Here is a 25,390-nt window from a genome sequence, read left to right on the forward strand (position 1 = left end):
AAAGATCCCTGGCCTTTAGTGCGGACGGAGAATATGACTAAGAAGCAGAATTATTACGTCACTATAAAAGGCAAAAAATATGATCGGGGCCTGATTGAGTTGGCAGAGAAGGCTACCTCAGGTAAAAAAGACGGCCGTATTTCAATCGCAGATGCAAAAAAACTTCTTAATGCCGTAAAGGATAACAATACCTATACGGACATCGAAAAGAAAACGATGGAATATGTTCGTGAGAATTTTCAATTTACTACAAAAGCTGACGAATGGTTTCGTACTGAAATTCGCAAATGGGCTGCAGAAAAATCTTCTCATACTAAATCTTCTCCGCAAGAGGAATACACTTCTCACGATGAAGCGATTAGTCTCATGAGCTCTCAACACTCAGACGCACCTTATAGAGGATATATTCCGACACCTTCCGCAGGCCAGGCAAAAAAACAGAATCGTATTCCTGTTTTGGTCCTTTCTCTTATTATTCTCGGAGGCTTTGGAATAGGGATCTATTATGCCTTCCGTAACAACGGAAAAAAATCCGTCAGTCATACTCATACGGAAGAAATTAAAGAAAGCAAACCTCCACAAGTTGAGGAGAAGAAGGAAACTTCTCCTTCCTCTTCGGAAAAAGAAGGTATTTTTGGCTTCTTTTCACAGAAACACGAATCTGCTAATTTTTCCGGAAAAGATGGGGAGCTTGCTTCTAAGATCCAATCTTCTCCTATCCTTTTTGATAAAAATGATATAAAAGTTCCCCAGTCTCAAAGAAGGATCTTGGATTCTCTTACTTTTCTTCTCAAAAAAAATTCGGACGTTAAGGCAGTTCTGATTGGACATGCTTCTTCCGAAGGAACTGAAGAGGTAAACCTGAAGGTCTCTCAACTTAGGGCCGAGATGGTGAGGGACTATTTACTTGGGAATGGCTTGGAAACTTCTCGTTTCATTTTGGAGGCGAAAGGTTCTCAGATAGTTTCTTCTCCAGAGGGGAAGAGACAAAGTCAGGAAAAAAACAGACGAGTGGACATCCTAATCGTTAAGTGAAAGGGGAATTATTTCCCGTTTCACTTTTCTACTTCAATTTCTGGTAGGAACTCCAGACATTTCTCTTTATTCTCCATCCAATCTAATAGTAAACGGATATTCCGTATTCTTAAAATTGTCCTTTTGGCTGAAAAATCCTATACAAGCACCCCGACCCTAAGAGACGATGAAACCATCATCGGAGATGACAATGGCATTTGATATAGATATGATTCGTGCCCGGTATGAAAAACTCGGGACCCTGGTTAAAAAAGCCAGAGAAGTGGTCGGCAGACCACTCACTCTGACCGAAAAAATTCTTTATTCTCACCTTTGGGAAGGAACTCCTTCCTCCAATTTCGAAAGAGGAAAATCTTACGTTGATTTTGCCCCGGACCGCGTTGCAATGCAGGATGCAACAGCGCAGATGGCCTTATTACAATTCATGTCCGCAGGTAGAAGTAAGGTAGCTGTTCCTTCCACAGTACATTGTGACCACTTGATCACAGCGAAAATCGGTTCCTCTACAGACTTAGCGACTGCCTCAACCGAAAACAAAGAAGTATATGACTTTCTTTCTTCCGTTTCTAACAAATACGGGATCGGCTTCTGGAAACCCGGAGCTGGAATTATCCACCAAGTAGTATTAGAAAATTATGCATTCCCCGGAGGAATGATGATTGGAACGGACTCTCACACGGTGAACGCCGGCGGATTGGGAATGGTTGCAATCGGGGTCGGTGGAGCGGACGCTTGCGACGTTATGGCTGGTCTTGCTTGGGAGCTTAAATGGCCTAAACTGATCGGAGTGAAGTTAACTGGAAAACTAAACGGTTGGACTTCTGCAAAAGACGTTATCTTAAAAGTAGCTGGAATTCTTACCGTAAAAGGCGGAACAGGTGCAATCGTAGAATACTTCGGTGAAGGATCTACTTCTCTTTCCTGTACTGGAAAGGGAACTATCGCCAATATGGGAGCTGAAATTGGAGCAACTACTTCTACATTCTCTTATGACGAGTCTATGGAAAGATATCTTCGTTCCACAAATAGAGCGGATATCGCTGATTTAGCGAATGGGGTGAAGGAACACCTCACCGCTGACCCAGAAGTCTATGCAAATCCGGATAAATTTTTCGACCAAGTGATCGAGATCAACCTTTCTGAGTTGGAACCTCACTTGAACGGACCTTTCACTCCTGACTTAGCTACTCCTATCTCTAAAATGAAAGAAGAAGCTAAGAAGAACGGATGGCCTACAAAAGTAGAAGTGGGTTTGATCGGTTCTTGCACAAACTCTTCTTACGAAGATATTGCTCGTGCGGCTTCTCTTGCTAATCAAGCTGCAGAAAAATCCTTAAAACCTAAGGCTGAGTTCACAATCACCCCAGGTTCTGAACTAGTTCGTTTCACGATAGAGAGAGACGGGTTTATTAAAGTTTTCGAAAAGATCGGAGCAAAAGTTTTTGCGAACGCATGCGGCCCTTGTATCGGAATGTGGTCCAGGGTAGGCGCGGATAAGAAGGAGAAGAACACGATCGTTCACTCTTTCAATCGTAACTTCCAATCTAGGAACGACGGTAACCCGAACACTTTCGCATTCGTGGGCTCTCCGGAGCTAGTAACTGCATTAGCGATTGCGGGAGATCTTACTTTTGATCCGAATAATGATACTCTTACCAATGAAAAAGGGGAGAAGGTAAAATTAGATCCTCCAAATGGAGACGAACTTCCTAAGAAAGGATTCGATGTAGAAGATGCTGGCTACCAAGCTCCAGCAGCTGACGGTTCTGGCGTGCAAGTGGTTGTAGATCCTAAATCCAATCGTTTACAGTTGCTCGCTCCTTTCATTAAATGGGAAGGCACTGATCTAAAAGGATTGAACCTTCTTATCAAAGTAAAAGGAAAATGTACGACTGACCATATTTCTATGGCGGGTCCTTGGTTGAAATTCAGAGGGCATTTGGATAATATTTCGAATAACCTTTTGATTGGAGCTACGAATATCTTCAACGAGAAGATCAACAGCGTGAAAAATCAGTTGGACGGATCTTACGACGAGGTTCCTAAAGTACAACGCCAATACAAAGCAAAAGGAATCGGTTCCATAGTGATCGGAGACGAGAACTACGGAGAAGGTTCCTCCAGAGAGCATGCTGCTATGGAGCCAAGATTCTTAGGAGTAAGAGCGGTTCTTGTAAAATCATTTGCTCGTATTCATGAGACAAACTTGAAAAAACAAGGGATGCTTGCTTTGACATTTGCAGATAAAGCGGATTACGATAAGATCCAAGAAGACGATAAAATAGATATTATCGGACTTACTGATTTTAAAGAAGGAACTCCTCTGACTCTATCTTTACATCATAAAGATGGAAGTAAGGACGAATTTAAAGTAAACCACACTTATAATGCTCAGCAGATTGAATGGTTTAAGGCGGGAAGCGCTTTGAATCTGATCGGCGGCAAAAAGTAAAACTTTTCTGAAAGAAGCCGAGGCCATTGAGTGGTCTCGGCTTTTTATTTAGAGTCCGGCTTTAGACCCTTCTGTAAAATCCTCACCATCTCTTTGATAGTGGCTTTGATTTCCGATTCCGGAATTTTATAAACCACCTGGGCCATAAACCCTAACGCGAAAGTTAAAGAAGAAATTCCGAATGCAACCGATTTCAAATCCGCTTTAGGATCGATTTCTCCGCCTTTCTTGAATTTTTCCAGCTCCTGTATCATTTCCGGGAGAGCCTTGGTATAAATTTTAGTTTGGATAATTCTACTAACATCCGGGTCTAAGATGATTCTACTGACTGCAACTTTCATGAAGTCGGAATAATGTTTGAAATCGGAACATCTTTCTGTAATGGACTCGACCAATGCCTCATTCAAATTAAGATCCGGCTTCGCTTCTATTTCTTTTTTTCCCGTAGACGAATCACCTAGGTCGTCGGTTCGAGTTAGGATTGCTTCTAAAAGGCCCTTCTTCCCGCCGAAATAACGCATGATAAGAGCTTCGTTCGCCCCTGCAGACTTGGCGATATCCTTTGTGGTAGCCGCATCATATCCTTTTTTGGCAAAAACTTGTATCCCAGCCTTCATCAAAGCTGTTTCAGTTGCCTTTCGGTCTCTTTTTTTAGGGCCCTTATGAGAGCCGTGAGCACCTGCTTTGGATGCCTTACTTTTTTTGACCTTCTTTTTAGGGGTTCGAACCATCTAACTGCCTATATGGGATGTATCCCGACCTTCGACTAATCAGCCAAGCGCATTTTTACTTTTTAGATCCACTTTAATCTTGCCTGTTCCGTTTATTTTCACAATATGGTGATAAGTAAGTGAATGATTACATGCGGTTTTTTTGATCCTTCCGGATTGAGATCCCGCAAAAAAGGGAACTTTCTTCAAATTTATGGTTTGGAATTCGTTTTTTAAAAAAAGTTTCAATAGAGATAGAATATTTGTTTCTCTGCTCATTTTGTTAAACGTATTCCTTCTACTTCCCGGATCCGGAGGGAATGCAATCTTAACTCAAGGGGACGAAACGATGCATATCGCTACGATCCGTGAGAGTTTAGCCTCTTCTTCCTATCTTTTTCCTAAATTCGAAGGTGTTTTAAATCTCTACAAACCGCCCGTGCTATTTTGGCTCGGAATTTTTTCAGACAGTCTTTTCGGCGTCAGCTTTTTTGCGGAAAGATTTCCTTCCTTTCTACTTTTTTTCGGGTCCTCTGTTCTAATTTACTTAGGAATTAGAAGGGCAGGAGGAAGTCCTAAACTAGCGTTTACAATCTCTTCTGCTTATACTCTGACTCTCGGAGTGTTTAAATTCTCTAGATTAGTGATGATGGAGTCCTTATTGACATTTTTCATCATCTTAGTTTCTGTCACGATTTTAGAATTCAGGCTCTCTAAGAAACGAATCTGGTTATTTCTTGGAGGTTTCTTCTCCGGAATCGCAATTCTAGTGAAAGGCCCCGTATTCCAAGTTTATAGCGGGATCATTTTAGGATCTTATTCTATTATTGGGATTTTCCTTCTTCACTCAAACGGGGGATGGTCAGGCAAAAAAAGAATTTGGAAGGAACTCCTCTCTCACATCATCTTTCATCTTTCTTCTTTGGTCGTTCCGATAATTTGGATTCTAGTCCTTCTTTCTTATTCAGAATTAGGAAAAGAATTCTTAAAAATCTTTCTGTTCACAGAAAACCTTGGGAAATTTTCTACCGCGACAGCTAACCAGTCGGAGTGGATTATCCCGATTGGATTTTTACTTTATAGTTTTCCTTTTAGCCTGGCAGTGTTCTTCGGATTCTATTCCAAATTATTCTACAAGCCGAAGTTTTTGAGAGAAGTGGTCGGGAGTTCCTACCTCTGGGCAATTCTCGCCATCTGCTTGGTCCACCTGGCACCGAACCGTAAGGATTTTTATTACCTTCTCCCTTTGATTCCCTTAGCATTTTTGGGGATCGGATTATTCTTCATTCGAAAAAAGGAATATCAATTCTCGAGATTATTATCTTTGAACTATTTCTTCTCTTTCGGAATCAGCGCCTTGGTTTTAGTCGGAATGTGGAGTTTTGGTATTCTTCTGGGCCAAAGTATCTGGGCAGAATTGATATTCACAATATTCTTACTTTTGATTTTTTTATGGGGCAGAAGGATCCAAGCCAACAGGGAGGGAGTTCCTTCCACCGCGACATTGAACTTAGTTCTCGCAGCAGGTTTACTCTCTTATATCCAATTTTCCATTCTTCCCAGAGTGAACCTAAGTGAGATTCCGGAGAATGGACCATTCACGAACGCAAAACAGATTTGTATAGTTTCGGAAAATCCTTGGACTGCTCTTACTTTTAGAAACGCAATCCCAGGTGCGGAAATCACTCATTCTGTTCCGGGTGCGGATCGGAATTGTGTGGATGGAAATAGATACCTTGTCTTTTTCCAAGAGCCGAACCCCATTCCATCCGGATACCAGCTTCTCCAAACGCAAACAGTTTGGAAAAGAGATGTTACCCTGAAGGAACTCCTGAGCCCAACGAAAGGGAAGGAATACGTGTATTTTTATAGGCCTTCTTGGAATAAGAATTCCGAATTGGAGAGTCGATGAGCCCAATCTCTTTTAGAAAAATTTTCCCTTATCTTCCCATTTTCGTTTTGGGTCTGGCCGTGGGCACATTTATCGCCTTCAAATATTCCAGAGGAACTGTAGTCCAGTCCGGTATGGAATGGGAAGGAAAAGAAATTTGCCTGGATTATTGCGATAATCTTGCGAAATGTACTAAGCAAGAATTTCCACAAACTTCTGAAGACCAATTGTATAAGGTGGAAAACGCCTGTTTAAGAGGTTGCAGGAAACATTTCGACAAAATGCAGGTATGTCTTCAGCCAACGAAGATGGCGAGTTGTTCCGAATTAACTTCTTGTTTGTTCGGAGAATTAAAAAAGTACTATTAAAACTTTCTTAATACTCTCCTTTCCAGAAACGATTTACCTTTTTTACGTAATCTTTCGTTTCCTTATAAGGAGGGATTCCTTCGTATTTTTGGACTGCTCCCGGCCCAGCGTTATAAGCCGCGATTGCCATATCGGAATTTCCGAATTTTTTCATCATATCCGCAAGGAACTTAGTCCCGCCTGCGATATTTTCTTCCGGATCAAAAGGATTTTCGACACCTAAAATATCCGCGGTACCGGGCATGAGCTGCATCAGACCGATTGCGCCCTTGGAAGAAACTGCATTCGGTTTAAAATTGGACTCTGCCTTGATCACAGACTTGACGAGGTTCGGATCTAAATGGTTTTTATAAGATTCCCTTTCTATAATACTGGTTAGGTCCTTGGGAGTCGGATCATTTTCCTGAGAGAAAATTCCCTTCATTTTGGCGTCCAACTCTTGGGAAAATTCTGATTCGATTTTTTGAGGTGAAGGATCTCCTTCCTGGGCAGGAGGTCTTGGCTGAAATCTCTCGGTGATTCCTTGGATTTCCTCCATTCTGGAGACAATTCTGCGATAAGATTCTAAATCATCTAATTTCATACAGGCCTTCTGGAGTTCCTACCTAAGCCAAACTGGCTAATCTTCACATCCTTATTATGTCTCTCGGACGAAAACTTGGATCCGTTTAGTCTTTTTTACAGGTTTTAGAAAGGAAATCCAAGGGTTTCTTGAAAAAACCCGGCGCTTAAGAACGATAGACCGCGTGATAGAAATAGAGATAGTCACAACACCAAGGCTCACAGCCTTTCCGGTATTTCTGGCCTTCAGCCGAGGATACTTTGAAGAAGAAGATGTACTCGTCAGAGTGCGCGCACTTAAAAGTTACGAAGCAGTTCTCGCTCACCTGAGAGAAGGCAGGGCAGAAGCGGGAGAAATTCCTTTCACCGCATGGGCACACCAACAGCTCAAAAAAACTTCTCCCCATTGGACTTTTTATAGAGGGATCATTTTATCCTGTTTGGTGCATGGATTTTATTCCGCATCTTATATGGAAGCCGAATCTATCCGAGATTCGTATCATAGTTTTTTACCGATTTTACATCCGTATTCATTGGATAGGTTCGTAGCAGAGGAATTTTTCCGTTCCGAAAATTATCATCGCAGAAAACCAGTACCTTATCTAACAACAAGGCCTACATTACTCGCTCATGAGTTCATTCGTGCGGAGTGTTTGGGGGCGGCCGCTTCTTTACAAGAGTATCCATTTTTTGGGGAGAAGGGCTACTGCCTCACGGTGGAAAACGAAATTCCGCCATATTATTTACCTACAAATATGCTCGTGTTCACTGGAAGATTCGCTTCTAAATTTCCGGAAGAAGCAAATAGAGTTTCCAGAGCTATCAAAAAGGCAATGGAAGATTTAGCAAATCATGTCGCTTACGAAGGAGATTCATTCGTGGCAGATTGGGTAGGTCCTTGTCCTTGGAAGCCGGGAGAACTGGACGGATTTTATAGAAGGCCAGTGCCCGAGCTTGGAAAAATTTTATCCGGAATGCCTTCTTTCGAAGATGTACGTTTCGTGATGGAAATGTACGGAAAAACATTTCCTGGATTGGACGGAGGTAAAAAGGTCTTAGAAAATCTGGCACATTCAGTTGCGGATAATCCTTTTCCTAAATTTCCTTCTTCGATCAAACAGACAAATTCCAAACTCTATCATAGTTATTATTCCAACGGAAAAGCAAAGTTCGGAAATATGGTAAAAGATATTTCTCCGCTCAGAAGTTTGGTCTCTGAAATGAAAGAATTGGCACTTTCTCTCTTTTTAGGAAGAAGAGAAGTTTCTCTGGACACACAACTTCCCAAAAGTCCGTACCTTTTTATTCGTTCCACAGTGAATGCAATATTAGATTATTTGAATCAAGAAATCCGCGATATAGAAGAGAAGAATAAAAGACTTTCTGAAGACAATTATCTCTTGGAAACAAGACTGGATATAAGCGACCTGAAACGCCAAACCACGGAAGAAAGATATCGTTATATGTTCGAGTTTGCGACAGATGCGATGATCATAGTAAACGCAGACACAAGAATGATCGTGGATGCAAATAGAAGATTCAGAGAAGTATCCGGATACCAAACCTCCGAGATTAAGAATATAAGACTAGCAAGAGTTCTTCCGGATATTTTGGAACAAACGGAATTAAAATCTCCCGGAGGGAAGGACCAAAACATGACTTTCATTCCGGAAGCAGGTTTGATCTTAAAAGATGGTACTAAATTTTCTGTCGGTTTGAGCGTAACCGGATTCAGTGCTGAAACCAAAAGATTTTATCAGATCCAAGTAAATGATAATGCATTAATTCTGGAATCCGAGAAGATCAAACACGAATTTATATCCAATATATCTCATGAACTTAGGTCTCCAATGACCAATATCCAAGGATATTTCGATCTTCTGTTTTCGAATGATCAGCTTTCTTTAGACAAGGATCAGAAGGAAATGACCGACGTGATCCGCAAGAATGTGAGAAGATTGAATTTTCTGATAGATAACCTTCTCCAATTGGAAAAGAAGGATTCTCAAACTTCCGAAGAGATGTACGAAATTTTCGATCCGTTAACTGTGATCGAAGAAGTATTGTATATCAATTCTCCTTCCGCATCCGAAAGTGGACTGACTGTTACTACTAATTTTTCTGACGGGTTGAAACTAAAAGGAGTGAGATTCGAATTTTCACAAATCGTCACGAATTTTTTCGTCAACGCGATAAAATATACGGAAAAAGGCGGGATCGATGTCTCTCTTAAAAAGCTTGCGGATAAAAAAGTAGAGGTTCGATTTACGGACACAGGAATCGGAATAGATCCTAAATACAAAGAACTGATCTTCGAAAGATTTTTTAGGATACCGGACCAAAGGAATAGAACCGTGGGAGGTACCGGACTCGGGCTTTCTATCAGTCGAACTTTAATTAATAAAATGGGAGGAGAAGTCATCGTAGAGCCAAACCAAAAAGGTGGCAGCATTTTTAAGGTGATTTTACCTTTGTATTCTGAATGAATCAAAAAAGAACATATCTAATCCTATCCGTATTCATCGTCTCCTTGATCGGAATTTTTTATCTTCTATTTCCGGAACCTTCTGCAAAAGAAAACACATATTACCAAGGCGGACTCTCGGAAGAGACCTTGACTAGAAAAGAAAATTCTTTATTTGAAGGAGGATCCTTCTTAGACTTTTCGGGACATGTCGAAGAAACCGTAGCCGGCCCTGTCGCAGTCGTTTCTGAGCCTGATTCCAAACCTACTAAAACAAAATCGTATTTAGAAAGTTTAAGTCCGGAAGAAAGAGCAAAATTATACGATCAACTTTACGAAAGATTCAAACCTCTTACCGAAAAATTCCCAAACAATTCTCTAATTCCTAAAAAACTTTCGGAAGAAGAAACCGCTAAAAAGAAAGAGAATGAAGATCATTATTATAGAGTACAAAGAGAAATTTTAGAAAGAAAGGACGTTTCGAAAGAAGAAATGTCCTTCTACCTAAATACAAAACTAAAAAGATCCGACGACATGTTGGAGATCTTGAAGTATGGGATGGAAAATTACCAAAAATTAGTGGGAGAAAATCCTAAAAGTGCCAATCTAGAATATGAGAAACTTTTAAAGGAACGATTGGATGGACTTTCTAAGAGTAGGGAAGAAGTGATTTCTGCCCAAAAAGGAAATTGAGTTTAAAGACTTTTACGTTTTCTTTTGGAAGTTCTTTTGTTTTGAGGGACTTTACCTTTTTTTGCGGCCGGTTTTCTTACCGAAGGTAATTTCATTTTATTTAATGTGCGGATCAGATGCACAAGTTCTTCCTGATTCAAAACGGAAAGAATAGAAATTACTTTTTGAAAGCCTATTTGTTGTAAAAGGCCTACCGCGTTTTTAGTTCCCAAAGATTTCAGCAAGGCCGGGATCTCCGAGATAGATCTTTTGCGGATCCATTCCGCACATTCTTGCGGAGTTAAAGCCTTGGTTAAAGGAACGAAATCTTTTACCGGCAGAGTTTTTGTCAGTTCCAGAAAAGAATCTATACCTATGGCATTCAAATAAGCAATCGCAGAATCCGGCCCGATATTCGTTAAGATTTCTACGATCGTTTTAGAGCCGATTGTATTATTGATCTTAGAAACATCTAAAGGAGAGATAGACTCCGCTAAAAATTTCAGATCCTTGAATCCTAAATGTTTTACATAATACACAAGATCCGATGGAACTGTATTTTGAATCAGGTCTACTAGGACCGATTCTTGGATGGATTGTAAAAGAGTAACGATTTCCTGTTCACTCAGATTTTGGCTTAAGAATAAAAGTCTTTTATGATCCACCTTTTCCGAAATAGAAAACAACGCTTCATAACCTAAATTACGGAATAACTGGAAGGATTTTTGAGGCCCTAGTTTATCCAGGTATTCTAATGCGTTTTGGATGGTGGAAATTACCTTCTTCATCCCAAAATATCCGTAAGTATATCGAGAACTAAAGGAGAAAGGGATCTTTTAGAATGGACCTTTCTAATATTAGACGCTAGATCTTCGGAAATTTTACTGATCCATAGATCCAATTCAGGTTCCGAAAGTCCTATAAATTCTTTCAAAGTTTCTTTTCTATAATGATTCAGTAATGTATCTCTGCTGACTGAGTATAAATTTTCCATCGCTCCACGAACTTTTTCATCGCTTGCGATCGCTCTTCTGATCCGATCCGTTCCCGCACCGAATCTGGAAGTTTCTAATCTTCCTAGATCGTTAAAACCTGTTTGGAAAAGTATTTTTAAAGTGTTTCGGATCACTGCTTGGATCTCTTTAGTTCCCGAACCTATGGAAACGAAATCAGCAATCCTTTCTGTAAACGTAGGTAATAAGGAAGATAGGAATTGAGAGATTTGTTTTTCCAAACCTGCCGCTTGGAAAACCCCATGCAAAGGATTTATCTTTTTATGAAATTCGTTTAAAACCTTTTCCAATCCTTGGGAGAAGATCGCCTGAACTTCAGGTTGATTCAAAATTCCTAGGATTAGATTTTTAGAAGGAGCAGCCTGTGTCCCTGCTATAAATTCTACGATAGAATTCATAGATTCTTCGGAAAGGAATTCATCCGCGGAAGAGTAGGGGAATGCCTTCTCTATTGGAAATTCTTCTGCCAAAACTTTTAGTTTTTCTTCAGGAAGACGGACGAGTCCCAAAGCAGAAGGAGAGAGTGAAAGATCTTCCGGAAAAATTTCCTCTAAGCTGGATCTAAATAAAAAATGTAAACTTTTACGTACGCTGTTTTCCAGAACTCCGGGTTTAGTGATCCAGTTCTCTACCCTAGTTTTACGGGAAACAAATCTTTTCCAAAATGCCAAATATTACTCCTCAGGCGCTGATCGTGGACCAAACCGTATCCAATTTAGGAAGATGGTACGTGAGTTGGTTTCTGTGATATAAGACCAGATTTTTTTTCTTTAAATTATGAAGATCTTTCGGGATCTGAAATAATTTTTCCAAAAAAACTATATCATTTCCTTCTAATTGGACGAACCCACCTTTTTTGGCCTTCTCTAAAAAAGAATCGAATGCATGTTTCAATGCTTCCGTTTTGAATTTTTCGGAAATATAAATTTCAGGATGAGTATTCTTGATCTTCTCCGCTAAGGATAGTAGAATTGAAAATAATTTCTCCTTACTTTCCTTTGCTTTTCCTTCGAATTTTAGGACCATATAAGAAGCCAAATTTCCGGCCGTGATCGTATAACCGCTTCCTAATTTTTCTTTTACTATACTCGAAACCTGATCTGCGTCTGCATTTTCCGGAATCGGGAATTGTCCCCCATAACCTATATGGAGTTCCGATTTTTTGGAAGAGAAATAATCGTAAGTCAAAGTGAAAGATGTAAAATTCAAATTTTTGAATTTAGATCTGAGAAAAAAGACTCCCTTTTTCACCTGAGCCATATACCCATCTTGGTTAAAAACTCCTTCCGGAAAAAGGAAAAGATTTCTACCTTCTGAAATTCTGTCGGATAGATAACCCCATTCTTGGTCTACCATATCCCTCAAAAGTCCCTTTTTCAAAAGTTCTCTTGCATTGTCTCTGAATGGTCTTTTGATCGGAACACAACCGATATAATCCATATATTTAGGAATAAGTCCAGATTTATCTATGAGTAAGAAGATAAGTTTGAGAAGCCCTTTCGGTTTGAATTCCTTCACTAAAAAATCTTTTCCCAATATATCTTCTCTGGCTGGGATCGCGAATTTAATGGAAGGATGAACATGCGGGTAAACGGCCGCAAGAGCGGGAACATCTCCCTCCCAAACATGATTGGCCATTAGAATGGACGGATAGGGGGCATCTAGGATTTTTTTAGGATTACTTGCAGGAAAATGTTCTTCGAAAGCATCGAATAGAATTCTTCTCGCCTTGAATACAATTTTGATCATAAAACTATAAGTCTTAGTTGTATATACAGGCTGAACTTGTTTCGAACTTTCTTTTTCGGAAATGGAAGTCATGCAGTTCCTCTTCTCTTTTTACTCTACTATTTTTTTGGGGACCGACTCGCTGATCCGAGTGGTAACTTCATAATTGATCGTATAAGTCCAATTTGCATGGTCATCTGCGGAGATTTCTTCTTCTCTTTCTTTGCCTAAGATCGTGACCACATCCCCGATTTCCGCATCATGGATATGTGTGATATCCAACATGGTCATGTTCATACAGATCCTTCCTAGAATCTTTGCTCTTTTCCCGTTTACAAGCATGACTCCATTATTGGAAAGTTTTCGGTCGAGGCCTTCATAATAACCTACAGGGACCACTGCGATCCGAGTTGACGCACTTGTTTGGTAAGTAGAACCATACCCCACAAAACTATCTTCCGGAACGGTTTTGATATGAACGATCCTAGTCTTCCAAGAAAGAACCGGAGAAAGGTTAAAATCTTTTTTGCCGCTTAGATGTAAGGAAAGTCTAGTCTGTAAACTCGGCCAAAGACCGTAGAGAGATATTCCCACACGAACCAAATCATAATGAGCTTCCGGAAATAACATGGTAGAAGCGGAAGCACACGCATGTTTGACTAAATTTTTAAATCCGAACTTTTCTGCGAGAAGGATCGCTTCCGAAAAAGTTTTCATTTGTTCTTTGGAATACTTCTGCTCTAACACATCTTCTGTACTGGCGAAATGAGTAGCGATCCCGTCTATCTTCAATCCTTCCGATTTGATTTCGGAAAGTGTTCTTTCCAAGTCCGTGCCCGAATAACCTAAACGAGCCATTCCGGTATCCACCTTCAGATGGATTTTAGGAGAAGGTTTACAATTTGTTAAAATTCTTACTTCTTCGGTTCGTGATACTATGATCCAAAAATTCGGGTCCGATACTTCGGAGATCCTCTCCGCGAGGCCAGGAGTTTCCCCCATGATCAAGATCTTAAACTCAGGATATTTTCCACGGAGAAGTTTTGCTTCTTCCAAAGAGTTTACCCCGAAAAGATCCGCTCCTCCTTGAAAAGCAAGCTCGGCAGTTTCTAAAAGTCCATGACCGTAAGCGTTGGATTTGATGACTGCAGTCAGTAAGGTCTTAGTGGAAAGAAGGGCGCGAAAATTTTTTAGGTTCGCTGAGATCGCCGCTCTGGAAAGTTCTATCCAAGTTCTGTCTTTCATTCTTTGAAATTAGCGCAGGATCTCCAGTCATGAGCCCCTTTTACGGCCTGTCTGTCATTCGGATTTTTCCTTTCGACCGAGAGGAAAAAAGGGTTTCCCGAGCGGGGAAATACAAACAGACTGCCCGAGAAACGGCTAATCAAATTCCTCAGGAACCCCGGATGAAACAATATAAAGTAGTACAAACTTTCCCAGTTCCCCTCCAAGATCTACTCAGAGCAAGAGAAGATAGATACAAATATTTAGATAGATTCCCCGAATTGAAAAACGTGGAATTATTGGAGGAAAGAAAAGAGGGAAACAAAGTTTACCAAAAAAGAAAGGTAAAGTTAGCCGAATCCCTGCCAAAGGTGCTTGCTACACTTCTTTCGGATCCTTCTCTTTTGGAAGATTCCGTATTCGATATCTCTACAAATACCCATGAATTTACGATCGCTCCTCCGGGAAACGATTCCATAGTCACCATCAAAGGGTTCTCCGTATACAAGGAGATTGGTCCTGGTGAATCCGAGAGAAGTTACGACGTTAAAGTCAACTCCGGAGTATTCTTAATGGGCTCCGTGATTGAAACAGTGATCGAAGAGATCCATAGACATTCATTGGAGAAGGACAAGAACTCCATCTCCGAATTCCTGAAAAAGGGAGATTGAAATTTGGAAAGAAGCCCATTGCGGCTTCTTCTTTATTACAAAATCGTTTCTAGATCCGATCTGCTGGGCAATCCCGGTCTCGTGATCAAAAGTTCCTCTCCCAAATTAAATACTCCCCACGCGGGTTTAGATTCTTGTATCGCCGGCAGTATTTCTGAGAATCTATCGTCGGAGAGGATGGTTTCGTAATCGGGATCTTCTTCTTCCAATCTAACAATACTCCAACCTAAAGAATCTAATTCCTCTAGGAGTGTGGTACTTACGCCACAGTCACCGCAAGCTCTAGGAGTTAAGAGAAGTATGATTCCTTTTTTTTCGTTCTTCTCTGCGCTCGCGATCGCTTCTTGTTTGGAATGAAAAACAAAAGAAGAAGTTTTCCAGAAGCTAAACTTATCTCTGCCTATATAAATCAGCGTACCTAAAATACCCCAAAAAAGCCCGAAAAAGCTCAAAAGGACCCATTTTTGAATTCGTGTATTTTTGATGATGATTCTCCTTATGTGATTCTTAGACTAGACTCGTCAGGAAATTCTAATGTAATATCTTTTTAGGATCTTCCGATCTTAGAAAAAGCTGCACAGAAAAAATAAATATAAATTTACGTAGAGAGTTGACAAAAAAACATAGTCATACGCATGCTCGGTTACTAAACCAAAATCGGTTCGGAGGTGTCAGGCAGTAGATGAACGCATTGGGAAAGCACGTAATTGCAGAATTTTATGAGTGTGATTACGAGACCATCAACAATCACGAATTGGTAGAAGATATCATGTTGAAGGCAGTCGACCTCTCCGGTGCCACCACAGTTAAATCTGTTTTTCATAGATTTAGCCCGTTTGGTGTGAGCGGTGTGGTTGTCGTGAGCGAATCCCATTTCGCTATACATACCTGGCCAGAATACGGTTATTGCGCTATCGACGTCTTCACTTGCGGAGACTTAATCGATAATCAGGCAGCTCTGGAATATCTCAAGGAACGCTTCGGCTCGAAGAGCATCTCCGTAGTGGAAATGAAGCGCGGTTTGTTGAAACTTGGCGTAGACCTACCTCACAAACCAGTTGGGAAATAAGTATCTTCTCTCCGGCAGAGCCGGAAACACCCTAATTGATAAAGACGAGTTCCCCTCTCCGGGAGGAAGGGTCGACTTCACTTATTTTCAAACTTTAATGAGGAGAGGTATCAGAGAATGAGCCTAAAGATCCAAGACCAACTTAAAATTGTTAATCGTTTTTCTTATCTAAGAAATAGTATCGAAATCGCTACCACTGATAAGGGAGAAGCTTTCCTTTACACGAAGGAAACTATCTCTGCAGGAGAAGTTGTAGCAGTTTGGGGAGGAAAAGCAGTTCATAAGAATGAACTTGCAGGACTTTCCGGACTTTCTTCTCCTCATAGAGTCCATAAGGACTTCTACCTGGTTTCTCCTTTGCATGATGACGGAATTGATTCCGTTCATTATATCCGCCAATCTGCGGATGCAAACTGCGGTTTTCAGGGGGATATCACTCTGGTTGCTCTTCGTGACATCGAAGCCGGCCAAGAGATCACTTATCATCCTGCGATGAAAAATCCTGAACTCGCATGGGCTCGCAACGAAGAGTCAGAAATCGTCCGTAAACGTTTTAATGGAAGTTTCCCTACGTATATCCAATCCAAGATCGAATCCGATCCTGAATTGAAAGTATACGAGCCTTTCAAAGACGGAGCATGGGGACTTCTTACCTCCATCGATCTGGAAAGCTGTGACGCGGCTTTGATTCGTGACGCGGATGCAATCAAACAATACGTAATCGAACTCTGCGATCTAATCGAAATGAAACGTTTCGGTGAAACCCAAGTGGTATATTTCGGAGAAGACGATCGTGTTGCCGGTTACTCCATGGTGCAGTTGATTGAGACTTCTTGTATCTCTGCTCACTTCGCAAACGATACCAATACTTCTTATATCGATATCTTCTCTTGTAAAGGATACGATCCTAAAGTTGCGGCTGAGTTTACTCGCAAATTTTTCAAAGGCGCTGCAATGCGTCTTACAGTAACAAACCGCTTCTAAGAGGTACTATTGGAACTTTGGCTAGACGAGACCCTCGAGTTACCTAACGGAAGGGCTCTCAAGATTAGAGTGAAGGAGTTCTTACATTCTCGTAAGACTCCTTTTCAAAAAATAGACGTATTCGAATCCCAAAGTTTTGGCAGAATGTTCACTCTTGACGGAGTGGTCATGATGACCGAAGCGGACGAGTTCGCGTATCATGAAATGATCGCTCACGTTCCTATGATGAGCCATCCGAATCCTGAAAAAGTTTTAGTGATCGGTGGTGGGGACGGCGGAACCGTTCGTGAGATCCTAAAACATCCTTCCGTAAAAGAAGTACATCTTTGTGAGATCGATAAGGGAGTTGTAGACGTTTGTTACGAATACTTCCCGGAGATCGCAAATGCAATGAAGGACCCAAGAGTGGTTCATGCATACGAAGACGGAGCTAAATACGTTCAGGATTATAAGGAATACTTCGACGTGATCTGCGTGGATTCTTCCGATCCTGTCGGCCCTGCAGAAGTTTTATTTAAAAGACCTTTCTATGAGACAATGGCTGCTTCCTTAAAACAAGGCGGGATCTGCACCAGTCAGGCGGAAAGTTTTTATTATCACGGAAAAATAATTAAGGAATTATTCCAATTCATTCCTCAGGTATTCGATCATTGTGGATATTATTTCACAGTGGTTCCTACTTATCCTTCCGGAATTATAGGTTTTACTTATTGTTCCAAAGGACCGGATCCCTATAAGGTTCAACCTGATCCGAATAGAGTTCCAAAAGGTTTAAAATACTACTCTGCCGAAATCCATAAGGCTGCGTTTACTCTTCCTCCATTCGCGCAAGAGTACATCGTAAGAAAATAATGGATTTCTATTCCAAATTCGTAAAAAGAAGGGAGATATTAAACTCCCTTCTTTGCGTTGGAATCGACCCCGACATTACTAAACTTCCTCCTTCCTTAGAAAAAACCTCTGACAAACTTTACGTATTCTCCAGAGAGATCGTAGATGCTACCGCAGAATATGCGGTTGCTTATAAACCGAATATTGCATTCTTCGAAGCGTTCGGTTCCAAAGGAATCGAACAGTTTGAAAGACTGATCTCTCATATTAAAACAAATTATCCTGAGATCCCGATCGTTGCGGATGCAAAACGAGGAGACTTAGATAATACTGCAAGACAGTATGCTAAGTTCTTTTTCAAAGAATTGGGAGTGGATTCGCTTACTCTTTCTCCTTATATGGGTTCTGATACGATCAAACCTTTTGTCGAAGACGAGTCCAGAATGGTATTCTTACTTTGTCTGACTTCTAATCCTGATTCATCCGAATTGCAGAAAAAAACATTCTCCGAAACAGGTCGGACCTTATACAGAGAAGTCGCGGCTCTGAGTGAAAAATTCCCTACTAAAAATGTGGGCCTGGTCGTCGGAGCCACTCATCCTAAGGAATTATTAGAAATTCGTAAAGCTCATCCGGATCGTATCTTTTTGATTCCTGGATATGGAGCCCAAGGTGCCTCCTTAGAAGAAGTGATTTCCGTTTGTGGAAAGAACTCCTTGGTCAATTCTTCCAGAAGTATTATATTTTCTTCTTCCGGTCCTGATTTCGCTCAGGCAGCGGGAAAAGCAGCTTCCTCAATTACGGAGCAGATGAGAAAGCTACTTAGTTAAAATCCTTATCGGAAGGCAAATGCCTCCAACTTATCCGAGCGAGAGTTATCTGTCGGAGTTTCTGCCTTAGATTCGATCGTTCCTAGATAAGAACCGACTCCAATCCATGCACTATAATCTTGGTAAGCCAGATCGGTTCCAGAAATATATCTATGAATATTAGAAGCTTCCGCTTCTAAAAACAGAAACGCTCTCTCAAAATTAGCCCTTAAGCCTAGTCTTTCAAAAACACGATAAGATTTAGCATCCGAGCTTCCTATCCCGATTCCCAAAGAAACGTATGGATCCAAGGTTTTGCCGGGACGAAAATGGAATGTAGTACCTATGTCTAAGAAGTTCATTTTCACAAACTCGCCTTTGTCGATCGCTTTACCGAAGTTTAAATATTGGATATAGGAAACAGGTTGCCCTTCAGAAAAGATCAGAGCGATATTTTTGTCCCACTCTTCCATTTTTTTAATGGAGTAGTTCGAGTTGGTTGCTCCCAATTCCAAACCGAAATATCTGGGATTGTACTCGGCAGAGATCCTATATGCGGAACTCGTTCCATAGTCATTATTTTCGTTTCGGACTTCTCCTCGTCCTGCTCCTAACTTTATAGTCCATGCTGTGTTTTGGCTTATGTCAGTAGAAGTGTCCTTTGCCATGATCTGCATTGCAGGAATACAAATCGCTATCCCTAAAAGTAAACTTTTCATTTGAATCGTCACCGCCTAATATTTGTTAAACGGATTGGATCTTTTGTATTACTAATCGGTTCCCTATAGAAAGTAATTTATAAAACGAGAATAGTTCTTATTCGCATAGATATTATACAGAGGGTAGACCGATCCGATCTAGATAACGGTTCCTTCTCAATTAGAAAATTTTTAAAATTTTGTTTTTTAAGTATTTGTTGTTCTAAGTTATAGAGCAATTCGGTCTGTAGTGAGATCTCTAAGTCCTTTTCGGATCAAGTAGGGAAGGGCAAGAATCAAAAATATGGAAGAAGAAATCAGAATCAAAGCTATGATCGAAACGATAGAATGGATCATCTTGCTATAAGATTCATAAGGATAACCTATTTCATAAATCCTGCCTTCCGAATAGAATGTGTACCAGATAATGTATACAGGTTTATTTTCAGGAAGAGATAATACTCTGTACATTCTTTTGGAGATATATTCTCCTTCGTTATTATCGGAAGAATCAGATCGAGACGTATTATTTGGGTTCGAACTGGAAATTAAATACAACACATCCTTAGGTAGAATATTACCTCTGCCTAATTTTAGGTTTTCTCTTAAATTTTCTATTTCCGTTTTTTTTGCTTCGTCATAATGACTTTCGATCAGTACAAAACTAATCCGAGCAACCACACAAAGAAGAATCAATACGGTTGCCAAAGAAACTCCTAGTATTTTGATCATAAAAGAAGAAGGTTCCGGGAAATAATTCAAATACAGCACCGTATAAAAGAAGAGCTGCAAGCTTGTGGCAGAAGTTAGTATCAATTGAAAATTGGAAAAAGAAAGATAACCCAATCCGTAAAAAGTATAAGTAAGAGAGAATAATCCATGCAGTAAGATTGCCAAACCGAAATTGCGGGACATTTGGATGGCTCTTTCTTTTTCTATTATTGCATTTGTATTAGGCTCAAATGAAAGTCCCTTTCTTACATTGATATTTTCTCTTAAGATCACGACCAAGATCCAGATGAATGTCAAAAAATGAATGGAACCCATTGGAGCCGTAGATGCAGGGTTCTGGAATTCAAACATTTGAATGCTGAAATTATAAGATACATCTGAGTTGATATTCTTCAAAACATAGAACAAAAATCCAAACATTCCTGCAGAGAATAATGTTAATAATGCGATTCTGGATTCTTTTTTGCGGTCTATTCCGAAAAACGAATATATAAAATACAAAAGTACTAGATTTGAAAATGAAGTATATAGCGCGATCAAGAAGCAGGCGGGTTTAGAAAGGGAAGGCAAAAACAAAGAAGTACGGACCAAAAATCCGAAATTCAAAAAAAGTACAAATAATAGGTAAATTACTAAGATCCATGCCTGTACAGTTTTTCCTTTTAGTTTCAACAAAGAGATGATCAGGAAAACCGTGAATATGGTCCCTGAAATATAACCAATAGAATGGTAGGAAAACTGGAAGATGTCCATACGAAGCAGCTATTACCGCTTGCTTCGTATTGTTTTTAGGTCTTTGCCGAGGTAAAACGAAAAATTAGGCTATTCCCGGATAAAAATGAGAAGGATTTTAAATCGAGCTTAACGGATTTTCTTCCTCTGTAGGCACTCTTCTATTAAAATCGTCTTACTTTACATATCCAATCCAAGGCCCGAAAGGACCATTTGAAATTGGATTTAAACTTAAAAAAATCTAGGCCTGGAGAACTGATTGGAACTTTCAAAATTTTTGTCGGAACTTCTACAGGCGTATGCAGGCCCCGGATTGACTCTGGTTTCTTTCGCGGCGGCCACCTTGCTACCTTTTAGTTCAGAGGCGGCACTTATGGGAGCGATCTGGTCCGGACTTTCTCCGGGAGAAGCAGTATTTTGGGCTTCGATTGGGAACTGTGCAGCATGTGCTTTCAATTATTCTTTAGGTTATTGGTTCGGAAAAAAAATAGAAGAACGGATCTCTGAATCAAAAACATATTCTGGCTGGGCGGAAAAAATGTCTAGATGGGGATACTGGGCATTGGGATTTTCTTTTCTCCCGTTCGTAGGAGATCCAATCACTGTGCTTTCGGGGTTTTTCCGCCAAAAGTTTTGGATCTTTGTCTTGATAGTATTTTCTCTCAGAATCTTAAGATACCTCGCCCTTGCTTACGGTTTTCGCCCGTAATTTTTGTTTTTACTAAAACTCCGATTTACCTTTTAATGACCGAGCTCTGGAAAATTTTTTCCAAACCGTATTTGTAAAAACTAAGTCTATAGAGAAACCTTTTGGATCCTTTCTCGAAGGATTCTCTAACAACATACAAAACAATAAGGAAGAAGGAAGTTTTTGAAAAAGAATCCTCCGCCTAAAAAGAGATCGAAACTGATCTCCAATCCCAAAAAGAAAAAACTTGCCATCATAGGTTCAGGCATTGCCGGAATGGGCTGTTCTTATTTTCTAAGAGATGATTACGATGTCACAGTATTTGAAAAAGCAAACTATGTTGGAGGTCACACAAATACAGTATTCGTACCGGAAGAAGAAAAAGAGATCCCGATTGATACCGGATTTATAGTATTCAATCATGTCACTTATCCCAACTTAAAACGCTTTTTCGAAAAATTGAATGTGCCTACTAAAAAGACTAGTATGTCTTTTAGTGTGCAGCATGTTCCCGATCATCTAGAATTTTGTGGTTCCGGATGGAAAGGTCTATTTGCTCAAAGAAAGAATATATTCAATTTTCGTTTTTTACGTTTGCTCTTAAATATAAATCGATTCAACCAAGAATCTCCCAAGATCTTAGAAGATCCTAAATATAAAGAATACTCTTTGCATAGGTACATAAAAGACGAAGGGTATCATCCCGACCTTTTAACGTACTATCTTGTACCTATGAGCTCAGCAGTTTGGTCTACTCCGGAAGATCTGATGTTGGAATTCCCCGCTTATTCTTTAGTGCGCTTTTTCTTGAACCACGGATTCTTAGGACTGAACACTCAACACCAATGGTATACGGTGGATGGAGGTTCTATAGAATATGTAAAAAGGTTGATGTCGCCCGATCGAAATCGATTTCATACCAACTTACAAGTATTAGGTGTAGAAGTCACTTCGCCAGGAAAGGCCAAGCTTATATTTAAAGGGAAAAAGTCGGAAATATTTGATAAGGTCATACTTGCCTGTCATGCGGACAGTTCCTTATCTATTTTAAAAAAGCCTACATCTTTGCAGAAGGAATTATTGTCTCAGTTTAAGTATCAAGATAATATTGCGACCCTACATACGGATGATTCGGTAATGCCAAACACAAGATCAACTTGGTCTTCTTGGAATTATAGAATGGATAAAATCCAGGGACAGATACATCCGCATACGATCTATTGGATGAATAGTTTGCAAGGAGTCTCCAAAAAGAAGGATTATTTTCTATCTATAGGAGATCCTGGGCTTGTGGATCCTAAAAAGATCTTGAAAAGGATAAAATACGAACATCCTCTTTTTCATGTCGGTTCTTTAAAAGCGCAAGGTAGATTATCCGAACTGAATCGAAAAGGTCCGATCTATTTCTGCGGAAGTTATTTTAGATACGGATTTCATGAGGATGCTTTTTGGTCCGCTAAAGAATTGTCGGAGACCCTGCTAGGAAGGAAGGTATGGGACTAAATTCCAAGATAGTCGAAGCCAGGGTCATGCATGATCGTAAGATCCCTAAACCGAATCGGTTCAATTACGGGATCTTTACATTTCAATTGGACCTCGACGAACTTGACCTAATAAACGATCGTTTATGGATATTTGGAAATAATAAGTTTCGGGCCTTTAGTTTTAACGATAAGGATCATTTAAACTTCGGAAAAGAAGGTATAAAAGAAAATTTTTTAGAGTACATAAGACAGGAAGGAGTCAAAGAAAAGGTAGAAAAGGTAACGCTAATCACCAACCTGAGAGTATTCGGCTATGTCTTTAATCCGGTATCGTTTTATTTCGCAGAGGATAAGGATGGAAATCCAATATGTGCCGTTGTCGAGGTTGGAAATACATTCGGAGAAATGAAGTTATACTTCCTTGGAAAAGGATCCTTTGATCAAAAAGGATTTAAAAAGAAAGAAGGGAAGTTCTTCTACGTATCTCCGTTCGTCGGTTTGGACTCAGAGTTCGAATTTTATTTAAATCCGCCCCAAGGTGGAAGGGTAAACCTAAGAATAGACGCTTTCGAAAATGGAGAAAGAGTCATGGTGACAACTTATACCGGAAATGTTTTGGATCTGACTGATCTAAATTTAATCCGGATGTTCTTAAAGTATCCTTTTGTAACGCTTAGGGTGATCGGGCTCATCCATTGGCAGGCCTTACTTCTTTACCTGAAAAAAATCCCTTTCATTCGAAAGAATGAAGGGATAGACAAACAAAGAGGATTGCATCTTGGAAGGCGATAATATTGTAAAAGTAGAACCGTTACAGGAAACCACGGGTTCCGAGATCGGAACTTTAAGTTTTTATGAAAGAATCTTCTTCTCTGCCTTGTCGAGGATGCAAAGAGGATCGTTGCGTATTCTCTTTCCCGACGGAGGGCAAAGATATTTAGGAAATCCTAATTCTCCGGATCCTCCTGAGTTTCATCATGCGATCTTACAAGTGAAAGACAGAAAATTTTTCAAAAAGTTAGTATTGTACGGAGATATAGGCCTTGCAGAATCGTATATGGACGGCGATTGGGATACTGACGATATTCGTGCGATCATTTGTTGGTTTTTATTAAATTTAGAAAGTACACCATCTGTGAGCGGTTCTAATAAAAATTTTATTCACCTCACATTAATGAATCTAGGAAATCGACTTTTACATTTGTTCCGAAATAATTCGGTTCGAGGAAGTAAAAAGAATATTTCAGAACATTACGATCTAGGAAACGATTTTTATAAAAAGTTCTTAGATCCCACCATGACTTATTCATGTGCTTATTTTTCCGATCCGGCAAAATCTTTGGAAGAAGCGCAAATTGCGAAAATTGAAAGCTTATGCAAAAAATTGAAACTAAAAGCTGCCGATCATCTTTTAGAGATCGGGACCGGTTGGGGTGCATTCTCTACTTACGCAGCTAAAAATTATGGATGCAAAGTAACTTCTTATACGATCTCCGAAGAACAATACAAGTTTGCAAAAACAAAGATCTCTGATATGGGTCTTGAAAATCAAATCGAAGTCCGACTCGAAGATTATAGAAAAGTGCAGGGCTCTTATGATAAAATCGTAACTGTAGAGATGTTAGAAGCTGTAGGTCATAAATATTTCGAGGACTTCTTTGCAATGTGTAATCGAGTCTTGAAAAAAGAAGGGCTTATGGTTCACCAGATCATCACTTGTCCTGATTCCAGATATGAGTCTTTTAGAAAGGGAGTGGATTTTATCCAAAAACATATCTTTCCCGGGTCACTTTTGCCTTCTATTGCTCGAATCAATGAAGCAATCAATAAAACTGGAAATATGTTCCTCCACGAACTGGAAGATGTAGGCAAATATTACGATCGAACTCTCATGTCATGGCAGAAAGGATTCGAAGAAAATCTTCCCTCAATCGCAGGTATGGGTTATGACGAATCCTTTTTACGCAAATGGAGATATTATTTTTCGTATTGCGCCGCAGCCTTCCATATGAGAAATATCAGCGTAGTGCAGGTAGTATATACCAGGCCGAATAATCTCGGATTGAATTCTCAGTGACAAAATTAGAAAACCAGGAATTGAAACCATCCTTCTTCGCAAAAGCCAAAGCAAGGATTCTAGAAGAATTAAAAACCGGAACTAGTCCGGAAAAGATAGCTTTATCTTTAGCAATTGGAGGAGCGATAGGAATCTTCCCTTTGATAGGAACTACGATGGCATTATGCGCTCTCCTAGGATTTGTCTTAAGATTGAACCCAGTTTCGATTCAGATTGCAAATTATGCGATGTATCCATTTCAAGTTTTTCTAATTATACCTTTTTTGAAATTGGGGGCTTATTTATCGGGTAAGGAGCTGGATCTCACTTGGGCTTATAAGCTTGTAGAGGGAGATAGTTCTCAACTTTGGGAAGGTCTTTCTCATTCTGCAGTGTATGCGGTTTTGGGTTGGACCTGTATGGTGCCGATACCCGCGGGAATTTCCTATTTTCTATTATTGATCCTGGTCAAAAAAGCAAATCAAATCGTCCGCAAATAAAATCCATGTATATCGGAG

26 protein-coding genes are annotated in these 25,390 nt (G+C 40.1%); 16 read left to right on the forward strand and 10 right to left on the reverse strand.

The window, feature by feature from the left end; translation table 11 throughout:
- Positions 1-33 precede the first annotated feature (33 nt).
- Complete coding sequence (locus tag CH365_RS14260; RefSeq protein ID WP_100769233.1) at positions 34-1,035, forward strand: OmpA family protein; 1,002 nt, start codon at positions 34-36, stop codon at positions 1,033-1,035.
- Positions 1,036-1,225: 190 nt separating this feature from the next.
- Positions 1,226-3,487, forward strand: a complete 2,262-nt coding sequence (locus tag CH365_RS14265; RefSeq protein WP_100769234.1) for an aconitate hydratase — start codon at positions 1,226-1,228, stop codon at positions 3,485-3,487.
- 44 nt (positions 3,488-3,531) lie between these two features.
- Here CH365_RS14265 and CH365_RS14270 read toward each other — a convergent pair whose 3' ends face one another.
- The gene (locus tag CH365_RS14270; RefSeq protein ID WP_100769235.1) at positions 3,532-4,218 is read right to left on the reverse strand and encodes a TetR/AcrR family transcriptional regulator; all 687 of its coding nucleotides are present in this window, start codon (positions 4,216-4,218) and stop codon (positions 3,532-3,534) included.
- Between the two features lie 39 nt (positions 4,219-4,257).
- Positions 4,258-4,476 carry a hypothetical protein gene (locus CH365_RS20015; RefSeq protein ID WP_165782609.1) on the reverse strand — a complete coding sequence of 73 codons (219 nt, stop codon included), beginning with the start codon at positions 4,474-4,476 and terminating at the stop codon, positions 4,258-4,260.
- A 1-nt stretch (position 4,477) separates the two neighbouring features.
- Between CH365_RS20015 and CH365_RS14275 the strand changes: the two genes are divergently transcribed.
- Both CH365_RS14275 and CH365_RS14280 read left to right on the forward strand, forming a co-directional pair.
- Positions 4,478-6,109: an ArnT family glycosyltransferase gene (locus CH365_RS14275; protein ID WP_244283207.1), complete on the forward strand. Its 1,632-nt coding sequence runs from the start codon at positions 4,478-4,480 to the stop codon at positions 6,107-6,109.
- Positions 6,106-6,456 (forward strand): Cys-rich protein, encoded by a 351-nt coding sequence (locus CH365_RS14280; protein WP_100769237.1) that lies wholly within the window; start codon positions 6,106-6,108, stop codon positions 6,454-6,456. The genes CH365_RS14275 and CH365_RS14280 overlap by 4 nt, the downstream gene beginning before the upstream one ends.
- Before the next feature lie 7 nt (positions 6,457-6,463).
- Here the strand turns inward: CH365_RS14280 and CH365_RS14285 are convergent, their stop codons facing one another.
- Entirely contained in the window at positions 6,464-7,039 is a 576-nt protein-coding gene (locus CH365_RS14285) for a lytic transglycosylase domain-containing protein (protein WP_100769238.1), read from the reverse strand.
- Between the two features lie 163 nt (positions 7,040-7,202).
- On the opposite strand from CH365_RS14285, the gene CH365_RS14290 reads away from it, so the two are divergent.
- Together CH365_RS14290 and CH365_RS14295 are read left to right on the forward strand one after the other, a co-directional pair.
- The gene (locus CH365_RS14290; RefSeq protein ID WP_100769239.1) at positions 7,203-9,503 is read left to right on the forward strand and encodes a sensor histidine kinase; all 2,301 of its coding nucleotides are present in this window, start codon (positions 7,203-7,205) and stop codon (positions 9,501-9,503) included.
- Positions 9,500-10,174: an LIC_20245 family lipoprotein gene (locus CH365_RS14295; protein WP_100769240.1), complete on the forward strand. Its 675-nt coding sequence runs from the start codon at positions 9,500-9,502 to the stop codon at positions 10,172-10,174. Before CH365_RS14290 ends, CH365_RS14295 begins: the two co-directional genes overlap by 4 nt.
- A 2-nt stretch (positions 10,175-10,176) precedes the next feature.
- Here the strand turns inward: CH365_RS14295 and CH365_RS14300 are convergent, their stop codons facing one another.
- The 4 genes from CH365_RS14300 to alr are packed head-to-tail and all read right to left on the reverse strand — an operon-like array spanning position 10,177 to position 14,139.
- On the reverse strand, positions 10,177-10,941 hold the full coding sequence (locus CH365_RS14300) for a hypothetical protein (protein ID WP_100769241.1): 765 nt from the start codon (positions 10,939-10,941) through the stop codon (positions 10,177-10,179).
- Entirely contained in the window at positions 10,938-11,837 is a 900-nt protein-coding gene (locus CH365_RS14305) for a hypothetical protein (RefSeq protein WP_100769242.1), read from the reverse strand. The genes CH365_RS14300 and CH365_RS14305 overlap by 4 nt, the downstream gene beginning before the upstream one ends.
- Before the next feature lie 10 nt (positions 11,838-11,847).
- Positions 11,848-12,987, reverse strand: coding sequence for a 1-acyl-sn-glycerol-3-phosphate acyltransferase (locus CH365_RS14310; RefSeq protein ID WP_100769243.1), 1,140 nt, complete (start codon positions 12,985-12,987; stop codon positions 11,848-11,850).
- Positions 12,988-13,005: 18 nt separating this feature from the next.
- Positions 13,006-14,139: an alanine racemase gene (gene alr, locus CH365_RS14315; RefSeq protein ID WP_100769244.1), complete on the reverse strand. Its 1,134-nt coding sequence runs from the start codon at positions 14,137-14,139 to the stop codon at positions 13,006-13,008.
- Between the two features lie 161 nt (positions 14,140-14,300).
- On the opposite strand from alr, the gene CH365_RS14320 reads away from it, so the two are divergent.
- Positions 14,301-14,789 (forward strand): DUF2505 family protein, encoded by a 489-nt coding sequence (locus CH365_RS14320; RefSeq protein ID WP_100769302.1) that lies wholly within the window; start codon positions 14,301-14,303, stop codon positions 14,787-14,789.
- Between the two features lie 35 nt (positions 14,790-14,824).
- Here the strand turns inward: CH365_RS14320 and CH365_RS14325 are convergent, their stop codons facing one another.
- Entirely contained in the window at positions 14,825-15,241 is a 417-nt protein-coding gene (locus CH365_RS14325) for a hypothetical protein (protein ID WP_100769245.1), read from the reverse strand.
- Positions 15,242-15,471: 230 nt separating this feature from the next.
- Here CH365_RS14325 and speD point away from each other — a divergent pair, with 230 nt between their 5' ends.
- The 4 genes from speD to pyrF all read left to right on the forward strand — a co-directional run bounded on the left by speD (position 15,472) and on the right by pyrF (position 18,503).
- Positions 15,472-15,858 carry an adenosylmethionine decarboxylase gene (gene speD, locus CH365_RS14330; RefSeq protein ID WP_008596834.1) on the forward strand — a complete coding sequence of 129 codons (387 nt, stop codon included), beginning with the start codon at positions 15,472-15,474 and terminating at the stop codon, positions 15,856-15,858.
- Between the two features lie 117 nt (positions 15,859-15,975).
- Complete coding sequence (locus tag CH365_RS14335; RefSeq protein WP_100769246.1) at positions 15,976-16,842, forward strand: S-adenosylmethionine decarboxylase; 867 nt, start codon at positions 15,976-15,978, stop codon at positions 16,840-16,842.
- 9 nt (positions 16,843-16,851) lie between these two features.
- Positions 16,852-17,694 (forward strand): polyamine aminopropyltransferase, encoded by an 843-nt coding sequence (gene speE / locus CH365_RS14340; protein ID WP_100725017.1) that lies wholly within the window; start codon positions 16,852-16,854, stop codon positions 17,692-17,694.
- On the forward strand, positions 17,694-18,503 hold the full coding sequence (pyrF, locus tag CH365_RS14345; RefSeq protein ID WP_100769247.1) for an orotidine-5'-phosphate decarboxylase: 810 nt from the start codon (positions 17,694-17,696) through the stop codon (positions 18,501-18,503). Before speE ends, pyrF begins: the two co-directional genes overlap by 1 nt.
- A 5-nt stretch (positions 18,504-18,508) precedes the next feature.
- Here the strand turns inward: pyrF and CH365_RS14350 are convergent, their stop codons facing one another.
- Complete coding sequence (locus CH365_RS14350; RefSeq protein WP_100769248.1) at positions 18,509-19,201, reverse strand: hypothetical protein; 693 nt, start codon at positions 19,199-19,201, stop codon at positions 18,509-18,511.
- A gap of 207 nt (positions 19,202-19,408) precedes the next feature.
- Positions 19,409-20,665, reverse strand: coding sequence for a HAMP domain-containing protein (locus CH365_RS14355; RefSeq protein WP_100769249.1), 1,257 nt, complete (start codon positions 20,663-20,665; stop codon positions 19,409-19,411).
- A gap of 238 nt (positions 20,666-20,903) precedes the next feature.
- Between CH365_RS14355 and CH365_RS14360 the strand changes: the two genes are divergently transcribed.
- From CH365_RS14360 to CH365_RS14380, 5 genes are all read left to right on the forward strand, one after another.
- Positions 20,904-21,353 carry a YqaA family protein gene (locus CH365_RS14360; RefSeq protein WP_100769250.1) on the forward strand — a complete coding sequence of 150 codons (450 nt, stop codon included), beginning with the start codon at positions 20,904-20,906 and terminating at the stop codon, positions 21,351-21,353.
- A 162-nt stretch (positions 21,354-21,515) separates the two neighbouring features.
- Entirely contained in the window at positions 21,516-22,835 is a 1,320-nt protein-coding gene (locus CH365_RS14365; protein WP_100769251.1) for an NAD(P)/FAD-dependent oxidoreductase, read from the forward strand.
- Positions 22,826-23,608, forward strand: a complete 783-nt coding sequence (locus tag CH365_RS14370) for a DUF1365 domain-containing protein (protein WP_100769252.1) — start codon at positions 22,826-22,828, stop codon at positions 23,606-23,608. The genes CH365_RS14365 and CH365_RS14370 overlap by 10 nt, the downstream gene beginning before the upstream one ends.
- Positions 23,595-24,893: an SAM-dependent methyltransferase gene (locus CH365_RS14375; protein ID WP_100769253.1), complete on the forward strand. Its 1,299-nt coding sequence runs from the start codon at positions 23,595-23,597 to the stop codon at positions 24,891-24,893. The genes CH365_RS14370 and CH365_RS14375 overlap by 14 nt, the downstream gene beginning before the upstream one ends.
- Positions 24,890-25,372: a DUF2062 domain-containing protein gene (locus CH365_RS14380; protein WP_100769254.1), complete on the forward strand. Its 483-nt coding sequence runs from the start codon at positions 24,890-24,892 to the stop codon at positions 25,370-25,372. The genes CH365_RS14375 and CH365_RS14380 overlap by 4 nt, the downstream gene beginning before the upstream one ends.
- The last annotated feature ends 18 nt before the right edge of the window (positions 25,373-25,390 follow it).

Source organism: Leptospira neocaledonica (genome assembly GCF_002812205.1).
Lineage (GTDB): Bacteria > Spirochaetota > Leptospiria > Leptospirales > Leptospiraceae > Leptospira_B > Leptospira_B neocaledonica.

What these genes read in the sequence shown, in the direction of transcription:
- CH365_RS14270 (WP_100769235.1), bottom strand. Translation starts at nt 4,218, where the DNA reads ATGGTTCGAACCCCTAAAAAGAAGGTCAAAAAAAGTAAGGCATCCAAA.
- CH365_RS14295 (WP_100769240.1), top strand. Translation starts at nt 9,500, where the DNA reads ATGAATCAAAAAAGAACATATCTAATCCTATCCGTATTCATCGTCTCC.
- pyrF (WP_100769247.1), top strand. Translation starts at nt 17,694, where the DNA reads ATGGATTTCTATTCCAAATTCGTAAAAAGAAGGGAGATATTAAACTCC.
- CH365_RS14310 (WP_100769243.1), bottom strand. Translation starts at nt 12,987, where the DNA reads ATGACTTCCATTTCCGAAAAAGAAAGTTCGAAACAAGTTCAGCCTGTA.
- CH365_RS14370 (WP_100769252.1), top strand. Translation starts at nt 22,826, where the DNA reads ATGGGACTAAATTCCAAGATAGTCGAAGCCAGGGTCATGCATGATCGT.
- CH365_RS14300 (WP_100769241.1), bottom strand. Translation starts at nt 10,941, where the DNA reads ATGAAGAAGGTAATTTCCACCATCCAAAACGCATTAGAATACCTGGAT.
- speD (WP_008596834.1), top strand. Translation starts at nt 15,472, where the DNA reads ATGAACGCATTGGGAAAGCACGTAATTGCAGAATTTTATGAGTGTGAT.
- CH365_RS14265 (WP_100769234.1), top strand. Translation starts at nt 1,226, where the DNA reads ATGGCATTTGATATAGATATGATTCGTGCCCGGTATGAAAAACTCGGG.
- CH365_RS14280 (WP_100769237.1), top strand. Translation starts at nt 6,106, where the DNA reads ATGAGCCCAATCTCTTTTAGAAAAATTTTCCCTTATCTTCCCATTTTC.
- CH365_RS20015 (WP_165782609.1), bottom strand. Translation starts at nt 4,476, where the DNA reads ATGAGCAGAGAAACAAATATTCTATCTCTATTGAAACTTTTTTTAAAA.
- CH365_RS14335 (WP_100769246.1), top strand. Translation starts at nt 15,976, where the DNA reads ATGAGCCTAAAGATCCAAGACCAACTTAAAATTGTTAATCGTTTTTCT.
- alr (WP_100769244.1), bottom strand. Translation starts at nt 14,139, where the DNA reads ATGAAAGACAGAACTTGGATAGAACTTTCCAGAGCGGCGATCTCAGCG.
- CH365_RS14320 (WP_100769302.1), top strand. Translation starts at nt 14,301, where the DNA reads ATGAAACAATATAAAGTAGTACAAACTTTCCCAGTTCCCCTCCAAGAT.
- CH365_RS14285 (WP_100769238.1), bottom strand. Translation starts at nt 7,039, where the DNA reads ATGAAATTAGATGATTTAGAATCTTATCGCAGAATTGTCTCCAGAATG.
- CH365_RS14350 (WP_100769248.1), bottom strand. Translation starts at nt 19,201, where the DNA reads ATGAAAAGTTTACTTTTAGGGATAGCGATTTGTATTCCTGCAATGCAG.
- CH365_RS14355 (WP_100769249.1), bottom strand. Translation starts at nt 20,665, where the DNA reads ATGGACATCTTCCAGTTTTCCTACCATTCTATTGGTTATATTTCAGGG.
- CH365_RS14260 (WP_100769233.1), top strand. Translation starts at nt 34, where the DNA reads ATGACTAAGAAGCAGAATTATTACGTCACTATAAAAGGCAAAAAATAT.